The sequence below is a fragment of the Halodesulfovibrio aestuarii DSM 17919 = ATCC 29578 genome (genome assembly GCF_000384815.1).
GTDB lineage: Bacteria > Desulfobacterota > Desulfovibrionia > Desulfovibrionales > Desulfovibrionaceae > Halodesulfovibrio > Halodesulfovibrio aestuarii.
The window spans coordinates 1109161-1126038 of sequence record NZ_ARQF01000021.1 but is presented as its reverse complement, the minus strand read 5'-3'; the positions used below and the strand labels follow the sequence as shown (position 1 = coordinate 1126038).

Genomic DNA, 16878 nt, shown 5'->3' with positions numbered 1-16878 from the left:
GTAAATGAGTTCAAAAGACGTGCTGTACGTCTTTTGAACTCATTTTTTTTGTTTAGTTTCCAGAAAGAAGGAGTTGAGTGCTTTCGTTCCAGAGAGCTGGGCCTCCTTCATCAGCACCTTTGGAGAACAATGCAGCCTTGGCTCGTTTCAGGTTTTCACCGGCTTCAGGGTAGTAGGCTGGATGCAGTGTCAGGGCTTTTTCAAAACAGGCAATGGCTTTTTTATAATCCTGCTGCAGGTAGTATGCGTGACCGATGTTGTTAAAGGCACGGGCTTCATCTGATGCCATTTTGAATGCCTCAAACGCATCCTGATAATGCTTTGTTTTTACCAAAGCGAGACCAAGATTGTTGTACACTCTTTTCTTGGTATTTCCTGCCTTGATGGCGGCAAGGAATGAATCAACAGCATCTTCATATCGTCCTTGCAGCAGATAGCTTGTTCCCAAATTGTTCAGTATGTCTCCATTATTAGGCGCGCATTCGCGTGCTTTTTTGAACAGCTCTTCTCCTTTCAAGGGGTCTCCCCGCAAGTCATGGATGATGCCGAGCAGGGCGTCTGCTTCCCAATATCCACATCCGTCGGTTTGTGCTTTTTGCAGATATTGATATGCCAGATTGCGGTCACTGACGGCAAAGTAGACTTTGCCAAGGCCCAGATTGACATCACGACGCGCAGGTTCTTTTTTCTCGGCTGCCTGATATTCGGCCAATGCTTTTTCCATCAATTTTTTTCGGAACAGAATATTCCCGCGTTTTACACGCAGATCAACGTTTTTCGGCTTAAGTTGGAGGGCCTTGCTGTACAGTAAGTATGCCTGCTCTAAATTGTTTTGTGAGGAGAATTTATCGCCTTCGCGTTCTAATCCTTCAAATGTCTTTTTATCTTTATCGTGTTCGTCAACCCATTCGGATAAGTTTGTATTTTCTATGTTCTTTTTACATCCACCCAGCAGAAGTCCGAAACACAGTGCAACGATAAGAATGCTCAACAAGTTTTTCATCATACTCTCCAGAATTGACGTTACTTTTGAAACATTTCGGCAATACGAATTATAGCCGGTCCTAATATAATAATAAGCAGCATTGGGAAAATAAATAAAATGAGAGGGATAAGCAGTTTTACCGGAAGTTTTCCGGCCATTTCTTCTGCTCGCAGAAAGCGTTTTGACCTGAGTGAATCAGCAAATACGCGCAGCGTTTGCGAAATGCTTGTACCCAGAGTGTTTGCCTGAATAAGCATAGTTACAAGGCTGTCCAGATCCGGAACATCAATCCTTGCAGCAAGTCGTTTGAGCGCTTCAGACCGTCCTTTACCGGCGAGTAGCTCAAGTGACATCTGTTTAAACTCAGAATGAAGAACCGGACAACTTAATGACATTTCCTGTGTTACCCGTGCGATGCCTTGTTCCAGCCCCATTCCGGCCTCGACACAGACAACAAGCAGGTCAAGCACTTCCGGCAGTTCCCATGTGATGGCTTGTCTCCGGCTTTTGATTCTGTAGTCCACAATAAATGTCGGAATAAGGAACCCAAGACCGGCAAAGAGAAGCTGCGCCAGCTGCAACGCTCTTGTTGAAAACAAGCCCGGGTAACTCAAGCTGAATAAAAAGATACTCAAGACTCCGAGCAGAGCCATTACCCCACGGGCAACCCAAAGGGCTGCCGGAGCCCAGCGTGCCCGCCAGCCGGCTTTCAGCAATTTTAAGCGTGTGCTGCTGGTGCTCCCGTTCTGGGACTCAGTAAGTCTTCTGGATGGCTTTTCAATGTCGAATTCAGTGTCAGACTCTCCTGAGTATCGCTTGATGCGATTGTGCACATGCTCCTTGGGACTGTTGCGTGAAGCATGGATCATCAAAAGGAGTGAGCCCACCAAAATTGTAAAGCCAATCAGAACTGGAACCAGGATTTCATACATTGTACACTACACCTTGATTTTAATCATTCTGTACATGGTAAAAACCCCACAAACCATCAGGAACAATCCGACTTTGAGCACGATATTTCCTTGCGGGTGAGTGACGAGCAGATTCAGATACGTCGGGTTCAGGTAGAAAATAGCTCCGGCGATAGCTATCGGAAGAAGAATAAAAACTATGGCGGAAAATCTACCCTCCGCTGAGAGTACGCGGACTCGGCCAATGAGCTTGTAATGCTCGCGGACCAAATAAGAAATTGTCTCAACTATTTCTGCAAGGTTACCACCAACTTCTCGCTGAATAATGAGCGAAACGGCGAAAAAGCGCAGGGAGGGCAAGTCCACACGTTCCATCAGGTTGGTTAATGCCCTTTCCATACTCATGCCTAAGTTGATTTCTTGCAGAGTAATTTTGAATTCTTCCCCTAATGGCTTGCCGTATTCATCGGCAAGAATGCGCAGCCCTGAGTTGAGGGCATGACCTGCGCGTAATGCGCGGGCCAATGCATCAAGAGCATCCGGTAGTTGCTGAAGAAATTTAGTCCTTCGGGCGTCCTTTCTCATTGTTACCCATATCCACGGAATAGCAGCTACACCGGCGGAGCAGCAGGCCACAATCCATGGATATGAAATCAGTTCTTTTAAAATAAGGTAACTGCAAATGGGAGCGGCAATACATAGTATGAAGAATATATTTACCGAAAAAGGCACACTGGCTTGTAACAGCAGCCTGTGAACAGAACGAACAAAGGGCAGACGTTTCAGCAGTGAGTTCATCCAGTCGATTTCAGATAACTGCTCTTGGCGAAAGAGGTTTACATCAGAGGAACGTTCTCCCGTGCTTGCTTTTTGGATACGGGTGCCGATTTTGCCATACTTTCGCATGAGAAATCCGATAACGCCCATGATACTGAGAGCCAGGAAAAATGCGGACAGCCCCGCCGTCAGTGCAATTGGAGGAAGGTCTATATTCATTGCTCACTCCCGCCAAAAGAGGTGCGGCTGAAGATAGCCGGATCAATATCAACCCCATGGGATTCCAGTTTTTCAAGGAACATGGGTCTTATGCCCATCATCTTGAAGTGCCCGACAATTTTACCGCCCTTATCCACGCCTTCCTGTGAAAATTTAAAAATTTCCTGCATGGTAATAATTTCCTGCTCCATGCCGGTAATTTCCTGCAGACTGACAATCTTACGAGTTCCGTCTGAAAGGCGGGCTATCTGGATAAGAACATCAATGGCGGAACTGATGAATCGTCTGGTGGACATGGGATCAATTGCAACGCCTGCCATGGCAACCATAGTCTCAAGTCGCATCAGGGCATCCCGAGGAGTGTTTGCATGGATGGTTGTCAGGGAACCATCGTGTCCGGTGTTCATGGCTTGCAGCATATCAAGAGCTTCACCGCCGCGAACCTCACCGACAATGATTCTGTCCGGACGCATACGCAGCGCGTTTTTAACCAGATCACGCTGAGTAATCTCGCCGGTTCCTTCAATGTTCGCAGGGCGTGTTTCCAGACGCACCAGATGAATCTGCTTCATCTGAAGCTCGGCGGCATCTTCAATTGTAATGATTCGTTCCTGTTCAGGAATAAAGCGTGACAGCACGTTGAGCAGAGTTGTTTTACCACTACCTGTACCGCCGGAGATAAGTATATTGAGACGTGCCTTAAGAAGGCCTTTGAGCAGATCCGGAATACCCTCGGCCGGTAGGGAACCGAAGTGTATAAGGTCTCTCATTTCCAGAGGGTCTGCTGAAAATTTACGAATGGATAGGGCACTTCCGTCAAGGGCAAGAGGGGGGATGATAGCATTAACACGGCTACCGTCCTCCAATCTGGCATCTACCATAGGATTAGATTCATCAATTCGTCGTCCGACTCGAGCGACGATTCGATCAATAATTTTGCGCAGGTGTTCTTCGTCTTTAAAGCGGCTATCGGTCAGTTCGAGCAGGCCGCGACGTTCTACATAGAGTTGTTTGAATGAGTTTACCAAAACATCATTCACTGTTGGATCTTTTAAATAAGGCTCTAACGGGCCAAGCCCTAAAATTTCATCCTGTACCTCTTTGATCAGGAGCTTTCGCTCAAGGGCGTTTAAGGGCGCATGGGCAAACTGTTCAGAGAGAATCTTTTCAATATGACGAGAGAGCTGTTGGGTCAGCACTTCCGGCGACATCCGTTCCAGCACATTCAAGTCAAAAGCTTCGACCAAAGCGTCGTGCAATTGTAATTTGATGACGTGGTAGTTGTTATTACTTGTCGGTGCAACCGGCATTTCATCTTTTTCTATTGGCCGTTCTTCAACGGGTACCTTTCTCTCAAGTAATTTATTGAACCTGCTACTAAGTGCCATTGTGCATCCCCTATTCTGTTACGTAATCAGGCATTATAGTATGCCGAAAAACCCTTTTTTCGTTGCATGATCCTTTTCTGTAAGCCTTCGTGCCAGCGCACGAATATCTTTCGAAGAGGAACAATTGGGGTACGCTTGCATCAATGGAAGGCCTCGATTGATGGCGGCTAAGGGTTTATCGTGGTCTTCTGCTATTTCTGCGAAAATTTCTTTATGTGTGATTTGTTGAATTTCACTATTTTCAATGATCGCTTTGGATGAATATCGATTGATTATCAGTTTGATTTTATTCGCGAGTACAGGGGAAACCTGTTTGCATAGTCCCAAAATGTAGTTAGCGCTGGAAAGGCTGGTCAGACTCATTAAAGAGACTATTATCGGCTCATTAACATGTTCGAGAATAGTCAATGCGGCATTGTCGTGTACCGAACCCGCATCGATTATGACCACGTCAAAGGACTCTGCTGCTGTGAACAGGACATCTTGAATCCCCTTGGAGCGTAAATCGTTCCTTTCATGAGAGGACACCGGAGAGGATAGTATTTGCAGTGTATCACTGTACGGATACATCAGACTTCTGAGGAAGGTGGAGTCCAGCCGTGTGAGGTTGGTTACGGCGTCTTTCCAGCTGTATTCATATTCAAAGTCCATAAAAAGGCTGATATCTCCAAACGGTCTGGAGAAGTCCAGCAAGGCAACAGTTTTGCCTTCATTCCAAAAATGCGTGGCCATTCCCGCGGCAACTGTTGTTGTTCCAACTCCACCTCTGGCACCTAAAACGGCAATGGTTTTTCCGGAGGAGGCCGGCTTGAGTGTAGAAAGATGCTTGGTCTGGTACCGTTGCAGAGCGGCGATGAAATTTTCAGGAGCCAGTGGCGATGGAAGAAATTCATCCACACCCATCTGTATGCAGCTCAGCAGCAAATCCTGCTGGTAGTTGCTGGCTGTCATGAATACTCCACCCACGTATCCTTTATTTTTTAAAACAGAAACTTCTTTCAGGACTTGTTCCTGACTTCCGTTTGCTTCAATAAGAACAACGGAATGCTGATCTTCAGTCGGCTCGTCAATAAGTTTGAAGCCGGGGGTGGCATTCACAGCACTTCGTAACTCCTGCGATAGCTTGGAGTCCGTTACAAGAATGGAGACTCCGATAGTTGTTTCTTTAGTGTTCATAATGCCCTTTTTTTGTTTTTATCTGCTAGAATCTCTAACAAAGTTTAAAACGTATATCAGACAGTCTCCGCTAGTTCCTCCAGAGCCGGGCTCAACAGCCATTGCACGTATAAAGCGGCCGGTGACATCCTGCCCCTGTACGTCTTCAACAAATACCGCTGCGAGATAGTTAACAAACACGGTGTTTCTACCGGACTGTGGAGGTCTGGTCGGATCATAAAAGGCAATAATCGCTACTCGTGGGCTGTTTATGGCGTCGGGATAAGCACTGTTGATAATTCGTCCTGTTGCTGTGTCCCAGGATGCACCGGGATCCTGTGCGACAAGGTCTGCAAGCCCCTGTCTGGTCGGACCGACCATGTTTCCCGGTTCAAGTTGCAATTCATCACCAATTTCAACAGCAAGATCAGCATTGCTTCCTGAGCAACCTGCAATATTTTCTCTGTAGATAGATGCTCCCGGCACAGGAGTCGCTTTATTTAACGGTGGCAGATCAACGGCGTTAAACTGGCCGGGAACGATAGTGTCTTGAGCGTTACCAATTTTTAGTGCGACCTGTGTACCAAAGTCGGTATCTGAGTACCCTATTACAACTATGCTATCCATTTCTGCCTGATTGCGGGTAGAGAGCACACCGTCGCCATCAAGATCCGTAAAGGTAAATTTGTCCGGAGCGACAAAAGGTTTGAGGCATTTTGTTGAGCATACTGTTCCTACTTGTACACGCGATGTGGCTGTAACATCAAAGTCGTCCACATTGAGAACCGGACCAAAAAAGGTCGGCAACGGATTGCCCCGCCCTGTGGTGCGGGAGATGACAACTTCTACCTGATTCGGCGTCTCTGTATTCGGAGCACCGTTAAGATAGTAGGAGACATCCGTGTCCTGCAGGGCCGAAGCGGGCACGTCGTCGGTTTTTAAATTGGCACGTCCATATGAAACGGCCTCCTGTGTTACAAGATCCAGATCTGTGCCAAACTCAATTAAGCCATGGCCGCCAGCAAGTGCTGCAATATCGGCAGCTTTCTGCAGGAAGCCTCGTTTTGCTCGCAAGTTGCCAACATCAACACCAAAGGCAACAAATCCTATTACGACGACTAATGTGAGAGCCATTATTACTCCCACTGCGCCGCGTTCGCTTCGAATCAATTTATATAGTGCTCTCATATTGACCTCATGGCAGTTGATACGTTGCTTGTGCTGTCACAGTATCCGGAAAAGACAGCCCCGGAAGATGGAATATCGGGAAGTTGGGAAGAGTATACGAAAGCATCAGGATACGAGTCGTAGCCCCGCTTTCGTCGGTGGAGACTTCTATAGAAGTGGAAAGGTCTCCGGCATCAAAACCGGCATCGGTTATAACTCGTTCCACGGCGTTAATATATGGTTCTCCACGCATGACGGATACTGCTCCTTCCCGGGCAGCACGGTTGATCACTACCTGAGCGTTCATCAGTCTGCCTGCATCTACCAGCCCCAGAAAAAGCGGCAGTAGGATAAAGGCCAATACCAGAGCGAACTCAACCGCGACTGCGCCCTTGTTGCAATGTATCAACTTCATACTTAGCCTCCAGCCAAGTTGCGGATAATCGTTTTTTACCGCTCTAAGTGCATAGTCACAGAGTGACGAATTGTTATTGGTTCAAATATTCCTGTTACAAAAGTCGGGATAACCAAAAAACTAAAAGGAATGGATACCGTTACCGTCACCGATGCAGGAGATCCTGATCCGCCCGGGTTCTCGACTATTTGCAGAGCAGGAGGCGTGTTGTCCCAGTCCCTAAGATGGAACGCGATCACCTCGTTGATTTCATCAGAGGTCACGCCTTCCAGAATAGCCATTCGGGCCGCTTCATTCGCGGCATGCGCCACCGAGTGTTCTGCCCAGTAATACCTGCCCATATCAATAATCCCGAAGAGGAGTACTAATAAGAGAGGAAGGATGAGCGCCATTTCAAGGGCTGATGCACCTTGCTCGTGACGAAAAAGAGCCCGGCTGCTACGCATTACCTTCTCCTATTGCGTGTTGCTCATCGTAAAGACGTCTGTTGACGTTGTAGACGCCTTTTTAGGAAGTCCTTTGGCGTTGTCTTTTACATAATTAGTGTTGATTTTAGCTTGCTTTTGACCATCCATTACTTCAGGCCCGGCGCATGGTGGATATTCCATTTGCTGCATGTTCGAAGCCTGCCGAACCGATTCACCCATAGGGTCCATGTGATGTCTGTCCCAGGCTTCCATCTGTTTGCAGCCGCCCGCAAGGGTAACCAGAAACACCGCTGCCATTATACATTGTAACATTTTCATACGTTGCTCCTGATCTACTGGGCTGACATGGTGTGACCAACTTCACCGTCAAAACCTTTGTGTTCACCTATATTAATGTTCCGTGCGTTTGTTCCAGCTGTTGCAGTAGTGGTTGGTGTATTAGGTTGTTTTCCCTGCATTTTGCCCAGCAGATAAAATTCTACGTCATTGGGTTCTATAATTTTATCTGTCGGCAGGCTTATTTTTGAACCGTCAAGAGGCTCAACCAGATGAGGCGTGACAATAACGACGAGTTCGGACAGGTTTTTCTGGAATTCAGAGCTGCGGAACAGCATGCCAAGAACAGGCACATCACCCAGTAGTGGGAATTTATCTAATGTTTCCCGCATGGTGTCTTTAATAAGCCCGCCAATGGCGAAGCTTTGACCTTCTGCCAGTTCTACAGTGGTTTCAACCCTGCGGGTTGTAAGCGCTGGAACTCTGGTGCCGGATATGGTTGTGCCGTTGTTGTAATCAAGTTCAGATACTTCAGGACGTACTTTCACATTGATTCTGCCATTACCGAGGACAGTTGGCTTAAACTCGAGGCTTACGCCGAATTCGCGGTATTCAATACCAACGGTGCCAAGACCTTGCGGAACAGGAATCGGAATCTCACCACCGGCAAGGAAGCTGCCGCTCTGTCCGCTTTGGCAGACGACATTCGGCTCAGCGAGAACTTTAAGCAGACCGTTTTGTTTGAGCGCGTCTACAAAGCCACTCCAGCTTGCGCCCCCGGCCTTAAATGTAAATGCGGAGTCGATGTTCTCAGCTAAACTGAAATTACCCTGATCATTAAAACCGGTAAGGGAGTTCAGGAACGTGTAGAATACTTCACCATCCAGCAGTTGGCCGCTTTTGATGTAGGCAAGGTTAAGCCCTAATCGTTTCAGAACGCTCTTAGATACTTCAGCAACGCGAACTTCAAGCATAACCTGCTGTACGCCGCACACCTTCATAAGGTTGATGACTTTTCCGGGAGCGTAGGCTTCTGCCAGAGCAATAGACGTGGTTACACTTTCCGGATCTTTGACTGCACCGGACAGTGAAAGTGAGCCGCTGGCTGCATTGATTCTGATATCTGATTCGTTAGGAAGCACTTGTCTGATAAGGCGTTTAAGCCCTGTTACATCACGTGTGACAACTACGTCGAAGACGTGCAGTAAGCCTTCGTTAGCTCCCCATAAGGAAAGAGTGGTAGTGCCGATTTTTTTGCCGTTCAGGTACACTTGATTTCGGGAGAGCAGAGTCACATCCGCAATGTCCGGATTGGCAATGCTTATTCGGCGAATGTTTTGTTCACTCTGCAGAATGACAGACTTACCGGCCGTAGTTTCAATGCGGCCTATATCTTTCAGCAGTAAGAACTTATCTTTTCGCGCTGATGCTTGTGTGGCCAGCGCAAGTGTCAGAAAACAGATTATTGCACCTATAAGGATGTTTTGAAAATTTGTCTGCTTTGTCACGGGGGATTCCTTTGTTTTGTGGTTACTTCACACGAATGGTGTTGCGTATGTTACCCCTGAGAATCTCAATACTATACTGGGGTTCGTCTGAAGTGATAGTGACGGCCTCTTCTTTATTTTTGGGTTTGCTCCCCCTGTACGAAGACAGGGTTTTTTTCGCATCTGCACCTTCGGTCAATACGGTTTCTCCATCTGATCTGTGGCGTAGTGCAAAATGAAGAGTACCGTTGGTCGCGGCAAGAGCCAGAATTTCGCTTTCATCCGGTGTTACTTCAAGGGTGTATACATCAATAGGAGAGGATTTTTTGCCGTCCGCGCTTGCAACAAGTTCTTTACCCGTGGCGAGAACTTTCAGGTTTTCAAGCACTACTTTGGTTATGCTTTTGTCTTTCATCCTGAAGGAAACAAGAACATCAACGATGTCCCCCGGGCGAATGAGTCCTGAAAGGCCAAGTACCTTGTTTCCTTGTACTGCCATTGCTCTCTTTCCATGAGGAATCAACGCACCTACACCGCCGACGTCGACATCACGAGAGGCGAGCAGGGTATCTGTGATGATCTCGCTTGTGTGGATGGTGTAGATGGCTACGCGCCCGCTCACATCTTCGGCTGAGCCAAAAGCGCTTTTAGGCTTGTTGTTCTCTAAAAAATTTTTAACGGTGATCATGTTTTCATTGATCACTGTTCCGGGGGCGATAGTGGTTTTTGCAACAACTACAGGAACCGTTTCACCTGTTGGCGCTTTAGTAACATCCCCGCGGGGAAGGGATTGCATCCAGTTGATGGTAAGGTATCCGGTAATCACAGCGAGCGCGATGGCTATGGAAAGTTGTATCACTAACCGTCTGGTGTTCATGATAATCCCTCTAAAATGTTTAAGATCAAGAGATTAGGGTAAAGGTGTGACAGCATAACAGTTGTCAGTGTACCTGCCGCAATGGCCACGCCGTAGCAAAGCATCGGCATTTGATACTCCGCGTCTTCAGGGAACAGGTTGAGCTTGCGAGTGCCCAGTGACACAACAGCCCAGCCGAACAGTTTATTAAAGAACCTGCGTAATGCATTTTTATGGCGAATGAGCACAATTAACGCATACAACCCTCCGGCTAAACTGGTGAATAAGAATGTTGTGACAGTACCTTTGGGGCCAAGACATGCCCCGACAGCCATAAACAGTTTTACATCTCCAGCCCCGAGCACACCGAGCTTGTAGGGAATGAAGAAAAATAAAAATGCCAGCCCCGTACCGGTCATGGAGGCGTTAAGGCCGGACATTCCATCAAAAGCATAATGTGCTCCCCAAAATATAAGAATCGCAGGAAGTACAATTACGTTTGGTATTATTTGCGATCGCAGATCAAACAACGCGCAGATTACAACGATTCCAATAAGAAGTATGTCCATGGTGTCCTTGAGGTATTCCATAATGCACTACCGAAACAGTTAGTTGTTGCTGGCTGTCGCCGGTCATTTATCTTTTTTACCTTTCTTATTCTTCTTGTCTGAGTTGCCGGAGTTGTTATTTGCCGCATTATCTGTTGCGGTTGCAGCGTCGCTGCCGTTATCCGATTGGGTGGTGCTAAGTTCGTTAGCTACTGCACTGAACTTGCTGTCCAGATGCGAGGCTAGGAGATTTGCACCACCAATGAACGCGACAGCAACAAGAGCAATTAAAATTCCATATTCAACTGCGCTTGCACCGCGTTTTTGCATTGTAAATTTTTTAATCGCATTAACCATTGAGGGCTCCTTATTGACAGATATTGCTTTTTTGCAACAAGCCCGCAGGGCAAAATTGTCAATAGTTATTGCATAGTACATGTTTTTGACTTTTGTGAATATGTTCTATTGTTGATAACGAGTATAAATGTTGCTTGAGATGGACTGTTATTTGCCCGAATGACATTCGTATAACTCGAGGGATGAACAGGAAGGGATGGTTCCGGATAACTGGATATGGAAAGGAATGGTTGGAGGTGTCGCGTGTATAATGCAGGGGAGAGGAGCGGTTTTTGAAAACTGAAGCCCTGACGTTGTCAGGGCAGTTACTGGTGCAAGTTCTGAAGGTTTTGACCCGCATGAGGTAGAAACTTGTTGGCTCGCGGTTTCAGTTGTTTGATCAATGTATGACCACACAGTATAAAAGGGCACAGTGCACCACGCTTCCGGTAAGAAGGATGTTCACGGTGCCCATACAATATCTTCGGCGTCTTTCGTTCACCTGATCGGTGTTTGTTACTGGCCTCCGGGTTGAGCTCCTGCTTCTTCAACCTGCCCAGCAACATCATTGTACTTTTCATCAAGGGTTGTACCCAGCAGTGTCGCACCACCAATGATAGCCATAGCGATTAGCGCAATCAAAAGTGCATATTCAACTGCACTCGCACCGCGTTCTTCAGTAATAAATCGTTTAACAGCACTAAGCATATGCGGCTCCTGTTGCCTTTCGATATGGCAATAAGATAGATACCTTCTGGTATCCCTTGGTGTTTACATTTTCAATGCAGGATCAATCAGTGACCACACATCGCAGCAGACGTAGGGATACAACTCTTCCTATAAAGGAGTATGTTCACGGAGTGTTAAGGTGTTTCCGGTGGCTCCATACCGAGCCACCGGTGTACTAACATGTTTCTGACCGTTACGGTTGAGCTTCTGCTCCGCCTACCTCGTCAGCTACTTCATTGAATTTTTCGTTGAGGTTTGTGCCCAGGAGTGTAGCACCCCCGATGATCGCTACAGCGATAAGCGCAATCAAAAGTCCATATTCAACAGCACTTGCACCACGTTCATCAGTTATAAATTCTTTAATGGAACTAAGCATGGTGTTCTCCTTGTTAACAAAGTGTTTTACAACAAGCATTGAATAGACCTGTCGATGGTTATTTTATAGACATATTTTTATGCTTTGGGAACATGATGTGGTGTTATAACCTGTATTAAATTAGAGTTAGGATGGTTATTGTTTATTCAACACACTAAATATGTAGAAGATTCTGTGTATGGTACAGTCTTATGAATACGATCAACGTGCCACTGTATATATGAATGTGTTGTATTGCAGTTTTACAATGCATATGTGTTGAGCTTGTGAGTTTTTTTTAAAAAAACTACATGGTATCTAACTGTTATTAAAATATTTTTGCAGTGCTCGAATGTGTCTGCTCTAATTTTGGACACGTAACGATTTGAGTCCCCCTGCGGTAGCCCTCAGTGGGACTCAATTTGTTTAAGTATACGTCAACTGAGTACTTGAATGATTGGGGAGTGTCGGTGTAGGGACTACGACGATGTTGGAACAGGATCTGCCAAATGTATTGGGCGAATCGTAATTAACAAATGCCAATGGCAAATGGCCGATTGCTGAACTATGCCAGATGGCCCGCAGAAAGACTTTTTTGAAGACATTGATGGATGTTTTTAGCGTAGAGGATAAATAGGTTGTTAGAATATTGTGAGAGATAGGGTGTCTCTATGATAGGGCGTGGAGGGTATTTACAAAATTGTTTTGCGGGGCGAGGTTTGACGAAAAGTGAAGCAGCGAGTATTTAGCGAAAAATGCGCATCAAACAATGCGTATTGCATTTTTTCTAAATACTATGAAAAAACAATAAATTTTACTGTTAATATACACCACTTCGCGTAGAGCAATAATCTTCTACAGGAAATAATTATGTATTATACATGGTGGTTAGCAATACTGCTTATATTCAACACCACAGCTACCTTTGCGCAGTCCCGACAAAACGTATCCTCAGACACTTCCTACAGTGAGTGTTCTCAGGCCGCAGCCCCGGCTGCTATAGAAAAAACATCAGAAAATAAGCTTATTGCCGGATACTTGGAAAAATCTTCTATCAGTATTTGTGGACAGGCGCTCCCTATTGAAGTTGATGCAAAACTTGATACAGGTGCAGACAGCACCTCGTTTCATGCTACTGATATTGTTATTGATAAAAAACATAAAAAAGTTACCTTCACCACCGTAAACAGTAACGGTGGAATGCAACGTATAACCTGTCCTTATAAGCGTATAATGCGGGTTAAAAAACGTCCCTCAGGATCTTCTCAACGACCTGTTATTGCGGCACAAATCCGCATTGCTTCACAAGTGTTTGAAGCAGAAGTAAATCTGACGGACAGAACACATTTCTCATATAAACTTCTCATCGGTCGCAAAGAGCTTCGAAACGGCTTGTTGATCGATCCTTCACAACGCTATCGGCTTGGCAAGCCTGTATCCCCCTAGCATGGCAGTTTTTTTAATGCCTGCTTGCTAACTATTCTTCTTCGGATCAAATTTAATGAATAAATTACAGTTTAAGCTGCTTGTCGGCATATTGCTGGCAATTGGGCTCGGCGTATTTAGTTACAAAGTTAGTGTGTTAGGATTTCCGCTTGTTCCTTCAGAAAAGACATCTGCATGGAATGTGGAAGCTCATGTTGCTTTTGATGGAAAAAACAGTCCCGTAAAAGTAGTGCTGCAGACACTTAACCGTGTCTCAGGATTTGCGGTAACGGATGAATTTTTCATTGGAGCCGGGTATGGGCGCCAGCGCGTAAGCCAGCGGATTACCGACGAGCAGATAACCAACGAAGCATATGATCAAAACTCCGTTGTTATCTGGTCCAAGCGATTGGCTGACGGCAAACAGGATCTCATATATTCTGCGGTGCTTCGTCCTGAATCCGCAGGCGAAATGCCGAAATGGAGTCCGCCGCAAAACATTCCGGAACTTCGTGATCCGCAATTCTCAGAGGCAGAAGCCGTTGCCGCTAATGCACTTCTTTCCAGAATTGGTAAAGAATCTGCGGATATGGAGTCCTTTGTTCCTCTTCTCATGCAGGAATTGCAGCATTCGGAAAAGAATTCCAATGCCGCGTTCCTGTTGCGCAATGCAAAAAACAGCCGCGGGGTCGTTAATGTCGCCGTACGGTTGCTGCACCTTTCCGGCATTCCGGCACAGTCTGTACATGGTATTACGCTCGGTACAGCCAGTGATGCCCGTATCAGCCATTGGCTTGAGTTGTACCAGAACGATTCCTGGCACATGTTTAATGTTGCTAAAGGAGTTTTCAGTACTCCGGTAAACTTTGTGCCATGGTGGCGTGGTGAGGCACCGTTAGCAGAACTTACCGGCGGTAAACACTTGCAAGTCTCACTTTCTGTAGTGCCTGATGCAATTGATGCGATGAAGAATGTTGTAGACCGCATTGCTGCAACGCACCCGACATTTTTTGACTATTCTTTATTCAGCCTTCCGGTTCAGGCACAGGCAACGTATAGAGTCATTCTTCTTATCCCGATCGGTGCCATCCTTCTGGTATTCCTGAGAAACGTTGTCGGATTCAGCACGTTCGGAACATTTATGCCCGTTCTGATCGCTCTTTCTTTCAGGGAAACTCAGTTGCTCTGGGGCGTAGGGTTATTTTCCATAGTGATTGCCCTCGGCCTTGGCGTGCGGTTGTATCTGGAGCACTTGAAGTTGCTGCTTGTTCCGCGTCTTGCCTGTGTTTTAATCTCTGTTGTTTTGCTTATGGCAGGAATCAGTGTTGTCTGCTTCAAGCTGGGCATTCCGCGTGGTGTGTCCGTCAGCCTGTTCCCGATGGTCATCATGAGTATGACTATTGAGCGCATTTCCGTGATGTGGGACGAACTTGGTGCCGGCAAGGCTATTCAGCAGGCTGTGGGTACCATGGCTGTTTCAGTGCTTGCGTATCTTGTAATGACAAACACATACGTAGAACATCTGTTCTTTGTATTTCCGGAACTCTTTTTGGTGCTGCTGGCGCTTACCGTTATGATGGGTCGATACACCGGGTATCGTCTGTTAGATCTGGTTCGTTTCCGCACCTTTATTCGAGGTTAGGCCATGTTCGGTTGGTTTTCTAAATTAAAAGAGCAGGGCGTTGTGGGAATGAACGGACGCAATGCCGCATATGTGCTGCCTAATAACCCTCGCAGGCTGTATCCTCTTGTGGACGACAAAGAGACTACCAAGCGTCTTACTCAGGATGCCGGATTGAATGTTCCGGAGATGTACGGAGTTATCCGCGCACAACACGAAACAAAACTCTTGCCTGACCTGCTTGAAAAGCATGATTCTTTTGTGATTAAGCCGGCACGCGGTGCCGGTGGCAACGGGATTCTGGTAATTACAGGAAAGCTCGGTTCTCATTTTCTGAAACCGGATGACTCCTTTGTTTCAACAGAGGAAATTCATTTTCATATTTCAAATATTCTGAGCGGGATGTACAGTCTCGGTGGAATGCCGGACAAGGCCCTGATTGAATATTGTGTTAAATTCGATCCGGTCTTTAACGGTATCGCATATCAGGGTGTTCCAGACATACGTATTATCGTATACAAGGGTGTTCCGACTATGGCGATGTTGCGGCTGCCGACCCGTGAATCAGACGGTAAAGCAAACCTGCATCAGGGAGCTATGGGGTGCGGTATTGATATATGCACCGGAAAGACCACCCATGCCGTATGGAAAAATGAAAATCACGAGATGCATCCTGATACTTTGCAGCCTGTTTCCGGTGTTCAAATTCCCGGATGGGAAGAATTGCTCCGGCAGGCATCGTTAGGGTATTCAGTTACCGGTCTGGGCTATCTTGGTGTTGATATCGTGCTTGATAAAGATCTTGGCCCGTTGATTCTGGAACTGAACGCCCGTCCCGGACTGGCTATTCAGGTTGCGAACAAGACAGGTTTGCAAAGCAGGTTAGACAAGGTCGAGGCGGTTCACCATAATTTGCAATCTGAAACACAACGGGTACAGTATGCAATGGAAAATTTTGGTTCATAATTTTGGGCGGCACATGCTGTACGCATGCGTTTTTATAGCGTGCTCATGTTTTGTAACAGGGTGTGCCGGCCTGCAAAAGAGGACAATTACACCTGTTGCTCCTCCGGCTCCAGCTCTTGCTGCGGATGAAGTGGCAATGCGTGTTGATCTGGCGCAAGGGCCGCAAAAAGACCGTATCCGCAAAACAAGAACTCAGACAATGGAGATCGGGGAACGTAAAACCGTCGTTGCAGGCGGTGATGTCTTACGGATACTCCGCTATAATGAAGAAGTGCTCGAGTTACCTAAAATGAGTGCCTCTAAAGATTTTACCATCACACTGAGCACCCCGTCTTCATCCTCTTCTGATAAGGGCGTAACTATCTTCGGGTACTCAAATGTCACATATGAGGTGTTATCCTCATCAATTTCTGACGGTGTAATACTGCTGGATACTGTGTTTGCTGCACTCGATAAAGAAGGCCACCTTGTAAAAGAAGTCTACAGGCCGACAGTCAGCTCCGGAGTATACAAAAAGATTCCGGTGACAGTGAAACCTGCCGATGTATCCTTCAGGCGCATTACGAGAAGTAAAGTGGTGCCTGAATCCGAAACACATTATGTAATCAAATTTGTGAAGAAGGAAGGTATGTCCGTGTTGTTTGAAGTCAGAACACTCAAAGGCGGTAGCAGACCCCGTGTAATGAGCAGGAAGCCCGTATCCGTACCTCTTGGAACTCCGATAATCACGATTAAAGGACACCAGTTCAGGGTGCATACGATCACTCCTGACTTCATAGATATTGAGCGCTTGAGTTAGTAGTAACGAACGCTTGAGGTGGCAGGCTCTCCTGC

The 16878-nt window shown here is 46.5% G+C and carries 19 protein-coding genes; 4 read left to right on the top strand and 15 right to left on the bottom strand.

The features are described 5' to 3' along the window. Positions 1-52 precede the first annotated feature (52 nt). The 15 genes from F461_RS18865 to F461_RS0116070 form a co-directional block, all read right to left on the bottom strand. Complete coding sequence (locus F461_RS18865) at positions 53-1003, bottom strand: tetratricopeptide repeat protein (RefSeq protein WP_020002197.1); 951 nt, start codon at positions 1001-1003, stop codon at positions 53-55. 20 nt (positions 1004-1023) lie between these two features. Next, positions 1024-1917 carry a type II secretion system F family protein gene (locus F461_RS18270; protein ID WP_020002196.1) on the bottom strand — a complete coding sequence of 298 codons (894 nt, stop codon included), beginning with the start codon at positions 1915-1917 and terminating at the stop codon, positions 1024-1026. A gap of 6 nt (positions 1918-1923) precedes the next feature. Further along, positions 1924-2892: a type II secretion system F family protein gene (locus F461_RS0116130; RefSeq protein ID WP_020002195.1), complete on the bottom strand. Its 969-nt coding sequence runs from the start codon at positions 2890-2892 to the stop codon at positions 1924-1926. Further along, on the bottom strand, positions 2889-4280 hold the full coding sequence (locus F461_RS0116125) for a TadA family conjugal transfer-associated ATPase (protein WP_020002194.1): 1392 nt from the start codon (positions 4278-4280) through the stop codon (positions 2889-2891). Before F461_RS0116125 ends, F461_RS0116130 begins: the two co-directional genes overlap by 4 nt. A gap of 33 nt (positions 4281-4313) precedes the next feature. Beyond that, positions 4314-5456, bottom strand: coding sequence for a CpaE/TadZ family protein (locus F461_RS0116120; RefSeq protein WP_020002193.1), 1143 nt, complete (start codon positions 5454-5456; stop codon positions 4314-4316). Positions 5457-5474: 18 nt separating this feature from the next. Then, positions 5475-6623: a pilus assembly protein TadG-related protein gene (locus F461_RS0116115; protein WP_026364810.1), complete on the bottom strand. Its 1149-nt coding sequence runs from the start codon at positions 6621-6623 to the stop codon at positions 5475-5477. Positions 6624-6630: 7 nt separating this feature from the next. Continuing rightward, positions 6631-7017, bottom strand: a complete 387-nt coding sequence (locus F461_RS18265) for a TadE family protein (RefSeq protein WP_020002191.1) — start codon at positions 7015-7017, stop codon at positions 6631-6633. Between the two features lie 35 nt (positions 7018-7052). After that, positions 7053-7463, bottom strand: a complete 411-nt coding sequence (locus F461_RS18260) for a TadE/TadG family type IV pilus assembly protein (RefSeq protein ID WP_020002190.1) — start codon at positions 7461-7463, stop codon at positions 7053-7055. Positions 7464-7472: 9 nt separating this feature from the next. Further along, positions 7473-7763, bottom strand: coding sequence for a hypothetical protein (locus F461_RS0116100; protein ID WP_020002189.1), 291 nt, complete (start codon positions 7761-7763; stop codon positions 7473-7475). A 14-nt stretch (positions 7764-7777) separates the two neighbouring features. After that, positions 7778-9229, bottom strand: coding sequence for a type II and III secretion system protein family protein (locus tag F461_RS0116095; RefSeq protein WP_020002188.1), 1452 nt, complete (start codon positions 9227-9229; stop codon positions 7778-7780). Between the two features lie 22 nt (positions 9230-9251). Further along, a complete protein-coding gene (gene cpaB, locus F461_RS0116090; protein WP_020002187.1) occupies positions 9252-10085 on the bottom strand; it encodes a Flp pilus assembly protein CpaB in 834 nt (277 codons plus the stop codon). After that, positions 10082-10654, bottom strand: coding sequence for an A24 family peptidase (locus F461_RS18255; protein ID WP_020002186.1), 573 nt, complete (start codon positions 10652-10654; stop codon positions 10082-10084). Before F461_RS18255 ends, cpaB begins: the two co-directional genes overlap by 4 nt. A 42-nt stretch (positions 10655-10696) precedes the next feature. After that, complete coding sequence (locus F461_RS18960) at positions 10697-10969, bottom strand: Flp family type IVb pilin (protein ID WP_020002185.1); 273 nt, start codon at positions 10967-10969, stop codon at positions 10697-10699. A 495-nt stretch (positions 10970-11464) separates the two neighbouring features. Further along, positions 11465-11656 carry a Flp family type IVb pilin gene (locus tag F461_RS0116075; protein ID WP_020002184.1) on the bottom strand — a complete coding sequence of 64 codons (192 nt, stop codon included), beginning with the start codon at positions 11654-11656 and terminating at the stop codon, positions 11465-11467. Between the two features lie 214 nt (positions 11657-11870). Beyond that, a complete protein-coding gene (locus tag F461_RS0116070; RefSeq protein WP_020002183.1) occupies positions 11871-12053 on the bottom strand; it encodes a Flp family type IVb pilin in 183 nt (60 codons plus the stop codon). An 849-nt stretch (positions 12054-12902) separates the two neighbouring features. Between F461_RS0116070 and F461_RS0116065 the strand changes: the two genes are divergently transcribed. The 4 genes from F461_RS0116065 to F461_RS0116050 are packed head-to-tail and all read left to right on the top strand — an operon-like array spanning position 12903 to position 16843. Continuing rightward, the gene (locus F461_RS0116065) at positions 12903-13478 is read left to right on the top strand and encodes an ATP-dependent zinc protease family protein (RefSeq protein WP_020002182.1); all 576 of its coding nucleotides are present in this window, start codon (positions 12903-12905) and stop codon (positions 13476-13478) included. Positions 13479-13533: 55 nt separating this feature from the next. Beyond that, positions 13534-15099 (top strand): inactive transglutaminase family protein, encoded by a 1566-nt coding sequence (locus F461_RS0116060; protein ID WP_020002181.1) that lies wholly within the window; start codon positions 13534-13536, stop codon positions 15097-15099. Between the two features lie 3 nt (positions 15100-15102). Beyond that, positions 15103-16044 carry an alpha-L-glutamate ligase-like protein gene (locus F461_RS0116055; RefSeq protein ID WP_020002180.1) on the top strand — a complete coding sequence of 314 codons (942 nt, stop codon included), beginning with the start codon at positions 15103-15105 and terminating at the stop codon, positions 16042-16044. Further along, positions 16019-16843 carry a hypothetical protein gene (locus tag F461_RS0116050; protein WP_143154750.1) on the top strand — a complete coding sequence of 275 codons (825 nt, stop codon included), beginning with the start codon at positions 16019-16021 and terminating at the stop codon, positions 16841-16843. Before F461_RS0116055 ends, F461_RS0116050 begins: the two co-directional genes overlap by 26 nt. Positions 16844-16878: the final 35 nt, after the last annotated feature.

Excerpts from the sequence above, each read along its gene's own strand:
- F461_RS0116050 (WP_143154750.1), top strand. The coding sequence starts at position 16,019 with ATGCAATGGAAAATTTTGGTTCATAATTTTGGGCGGCACATGCTGTAC.
- F461_RS0116060 (WP_020002181.1), top strand. The coding sequence starts at position 13,534 with ATGAATAAATTACAGTTTAAGCTGCTTGTCGGCATATTGCTGGCAATT.
- F461_RS0116125 (WP_020002194.1), bottom strand. The coding sequence starts at position 4,280 with ATGGCACTTAGTAGCAGGTTCAATAAATTACTTGAGAGAAAGGTACCC.
- F461_RS18265 (WP_020002191.1), bottom strand. The coding sequence starts at position 7,017 with ATGAAGTTGATACATTGCAACAAGGGCGCAGTCGCGGTTGAGTTCGCT.
- F461_RS0116055 (WP_020002180.1), top strand. The coding sequence starts at position 15,103 with ATGTTCGGTTGGTTTTCTAAATTAAAAGAGCAGGGCGTTGTGGGAATG.
- F461_RS18270 (WP_020002196.1), bottom strand. The coding sequence starts at position 1,917 with ATGTATGAAATCCTGGTTCCAGTTCTGATTGGCTTTACAATTTTGGTG.
- F461_RS18960 (WP_020002185.1), bottom strand. The coding sequence starts at position 10,969 with ATGGTTAATGCGATTAAAAAATTTACAATGCAAAAACGCGGTGCAAGC.
- F461_RS0116100 (WP_020002189.1), bottom strand. The coding sequence starts at position 7,763 with ATGAAAATGTTACAATGTATAATGGCAGCGGTGTTTCTGGTTACCCTT.
- F461_RS18865 (WP_020002197.1), bottom strand. The coding sequence starts at position 1,003 with ATGAAAAACTTGTTGAGCATTCTTATCGTTGCACTGTGTTTCGGACTT.
- F461_RS0116130 (WP_020002195.1), bottom strand. The coding sequence starts at position 2,892 with ATGAATATAGACCTTCCTCCAATTGCACTGACGGCGGGGCTGTCCGCA.
- F461_RS0116075 (WP_020002184.1), bottom strand. The coding sequence starts at position 11,656 with ATGCTTAGTGCTGTTAAACGATTTATTACTGAAGAACGCGGTGCGAGT.
- F461_RS0116120 (WP_020002193.1), bottom strand. The coding sequence starts at position 5,456 with ATGAACACTAAAGAAACAACTATCGGAGTCTCCATTCTTGTAACGGAC.
- F461_RS0116065 (WP_020002182.1), top strand. The coding sequence starts at position 12,903 with ATGTATTATACATGGTGGTTAGCAATACTGCTTATATTCAACACCACA.
- F461_RS18255 (WP_020002186.1), bottom strand. The coding sequence starts at position 10,654 with ATGGAATACCTCAAGGACACCATGGACATACTTCTTATTGGAATCGTT.
- F461_RS0116115 (WP_026364810.1), bottom strand. The coding sequence starts at position 6,623 with ATGAGAGCACTATATAAATTGATTCGAAGCGAACGCGGCGCAGTGGGA.
- cpaB (WP_020002187.1), bottom strand. The coding sequence starts at position 10,085 with ATGAACACCAGACGGTTAGTGATACAACTTTCCATAGCCATCGCGCTC.
- F461_RS0116070 (WP_020002183.1), bottom strand. The coding sequence starts at position 12,053 with ATGCTTAGTTCCATTAAAGAATTTATAACTGATGAACGTGGTGCAAGT.
- F461_RS18260 (WP_020002190.1), bottom strand. The coding sequence starts at position 7,463 with ATGCGTAGCAGCCGGGCTCTTTTTCGTCACGAGCAAGGTGCATCAGCC.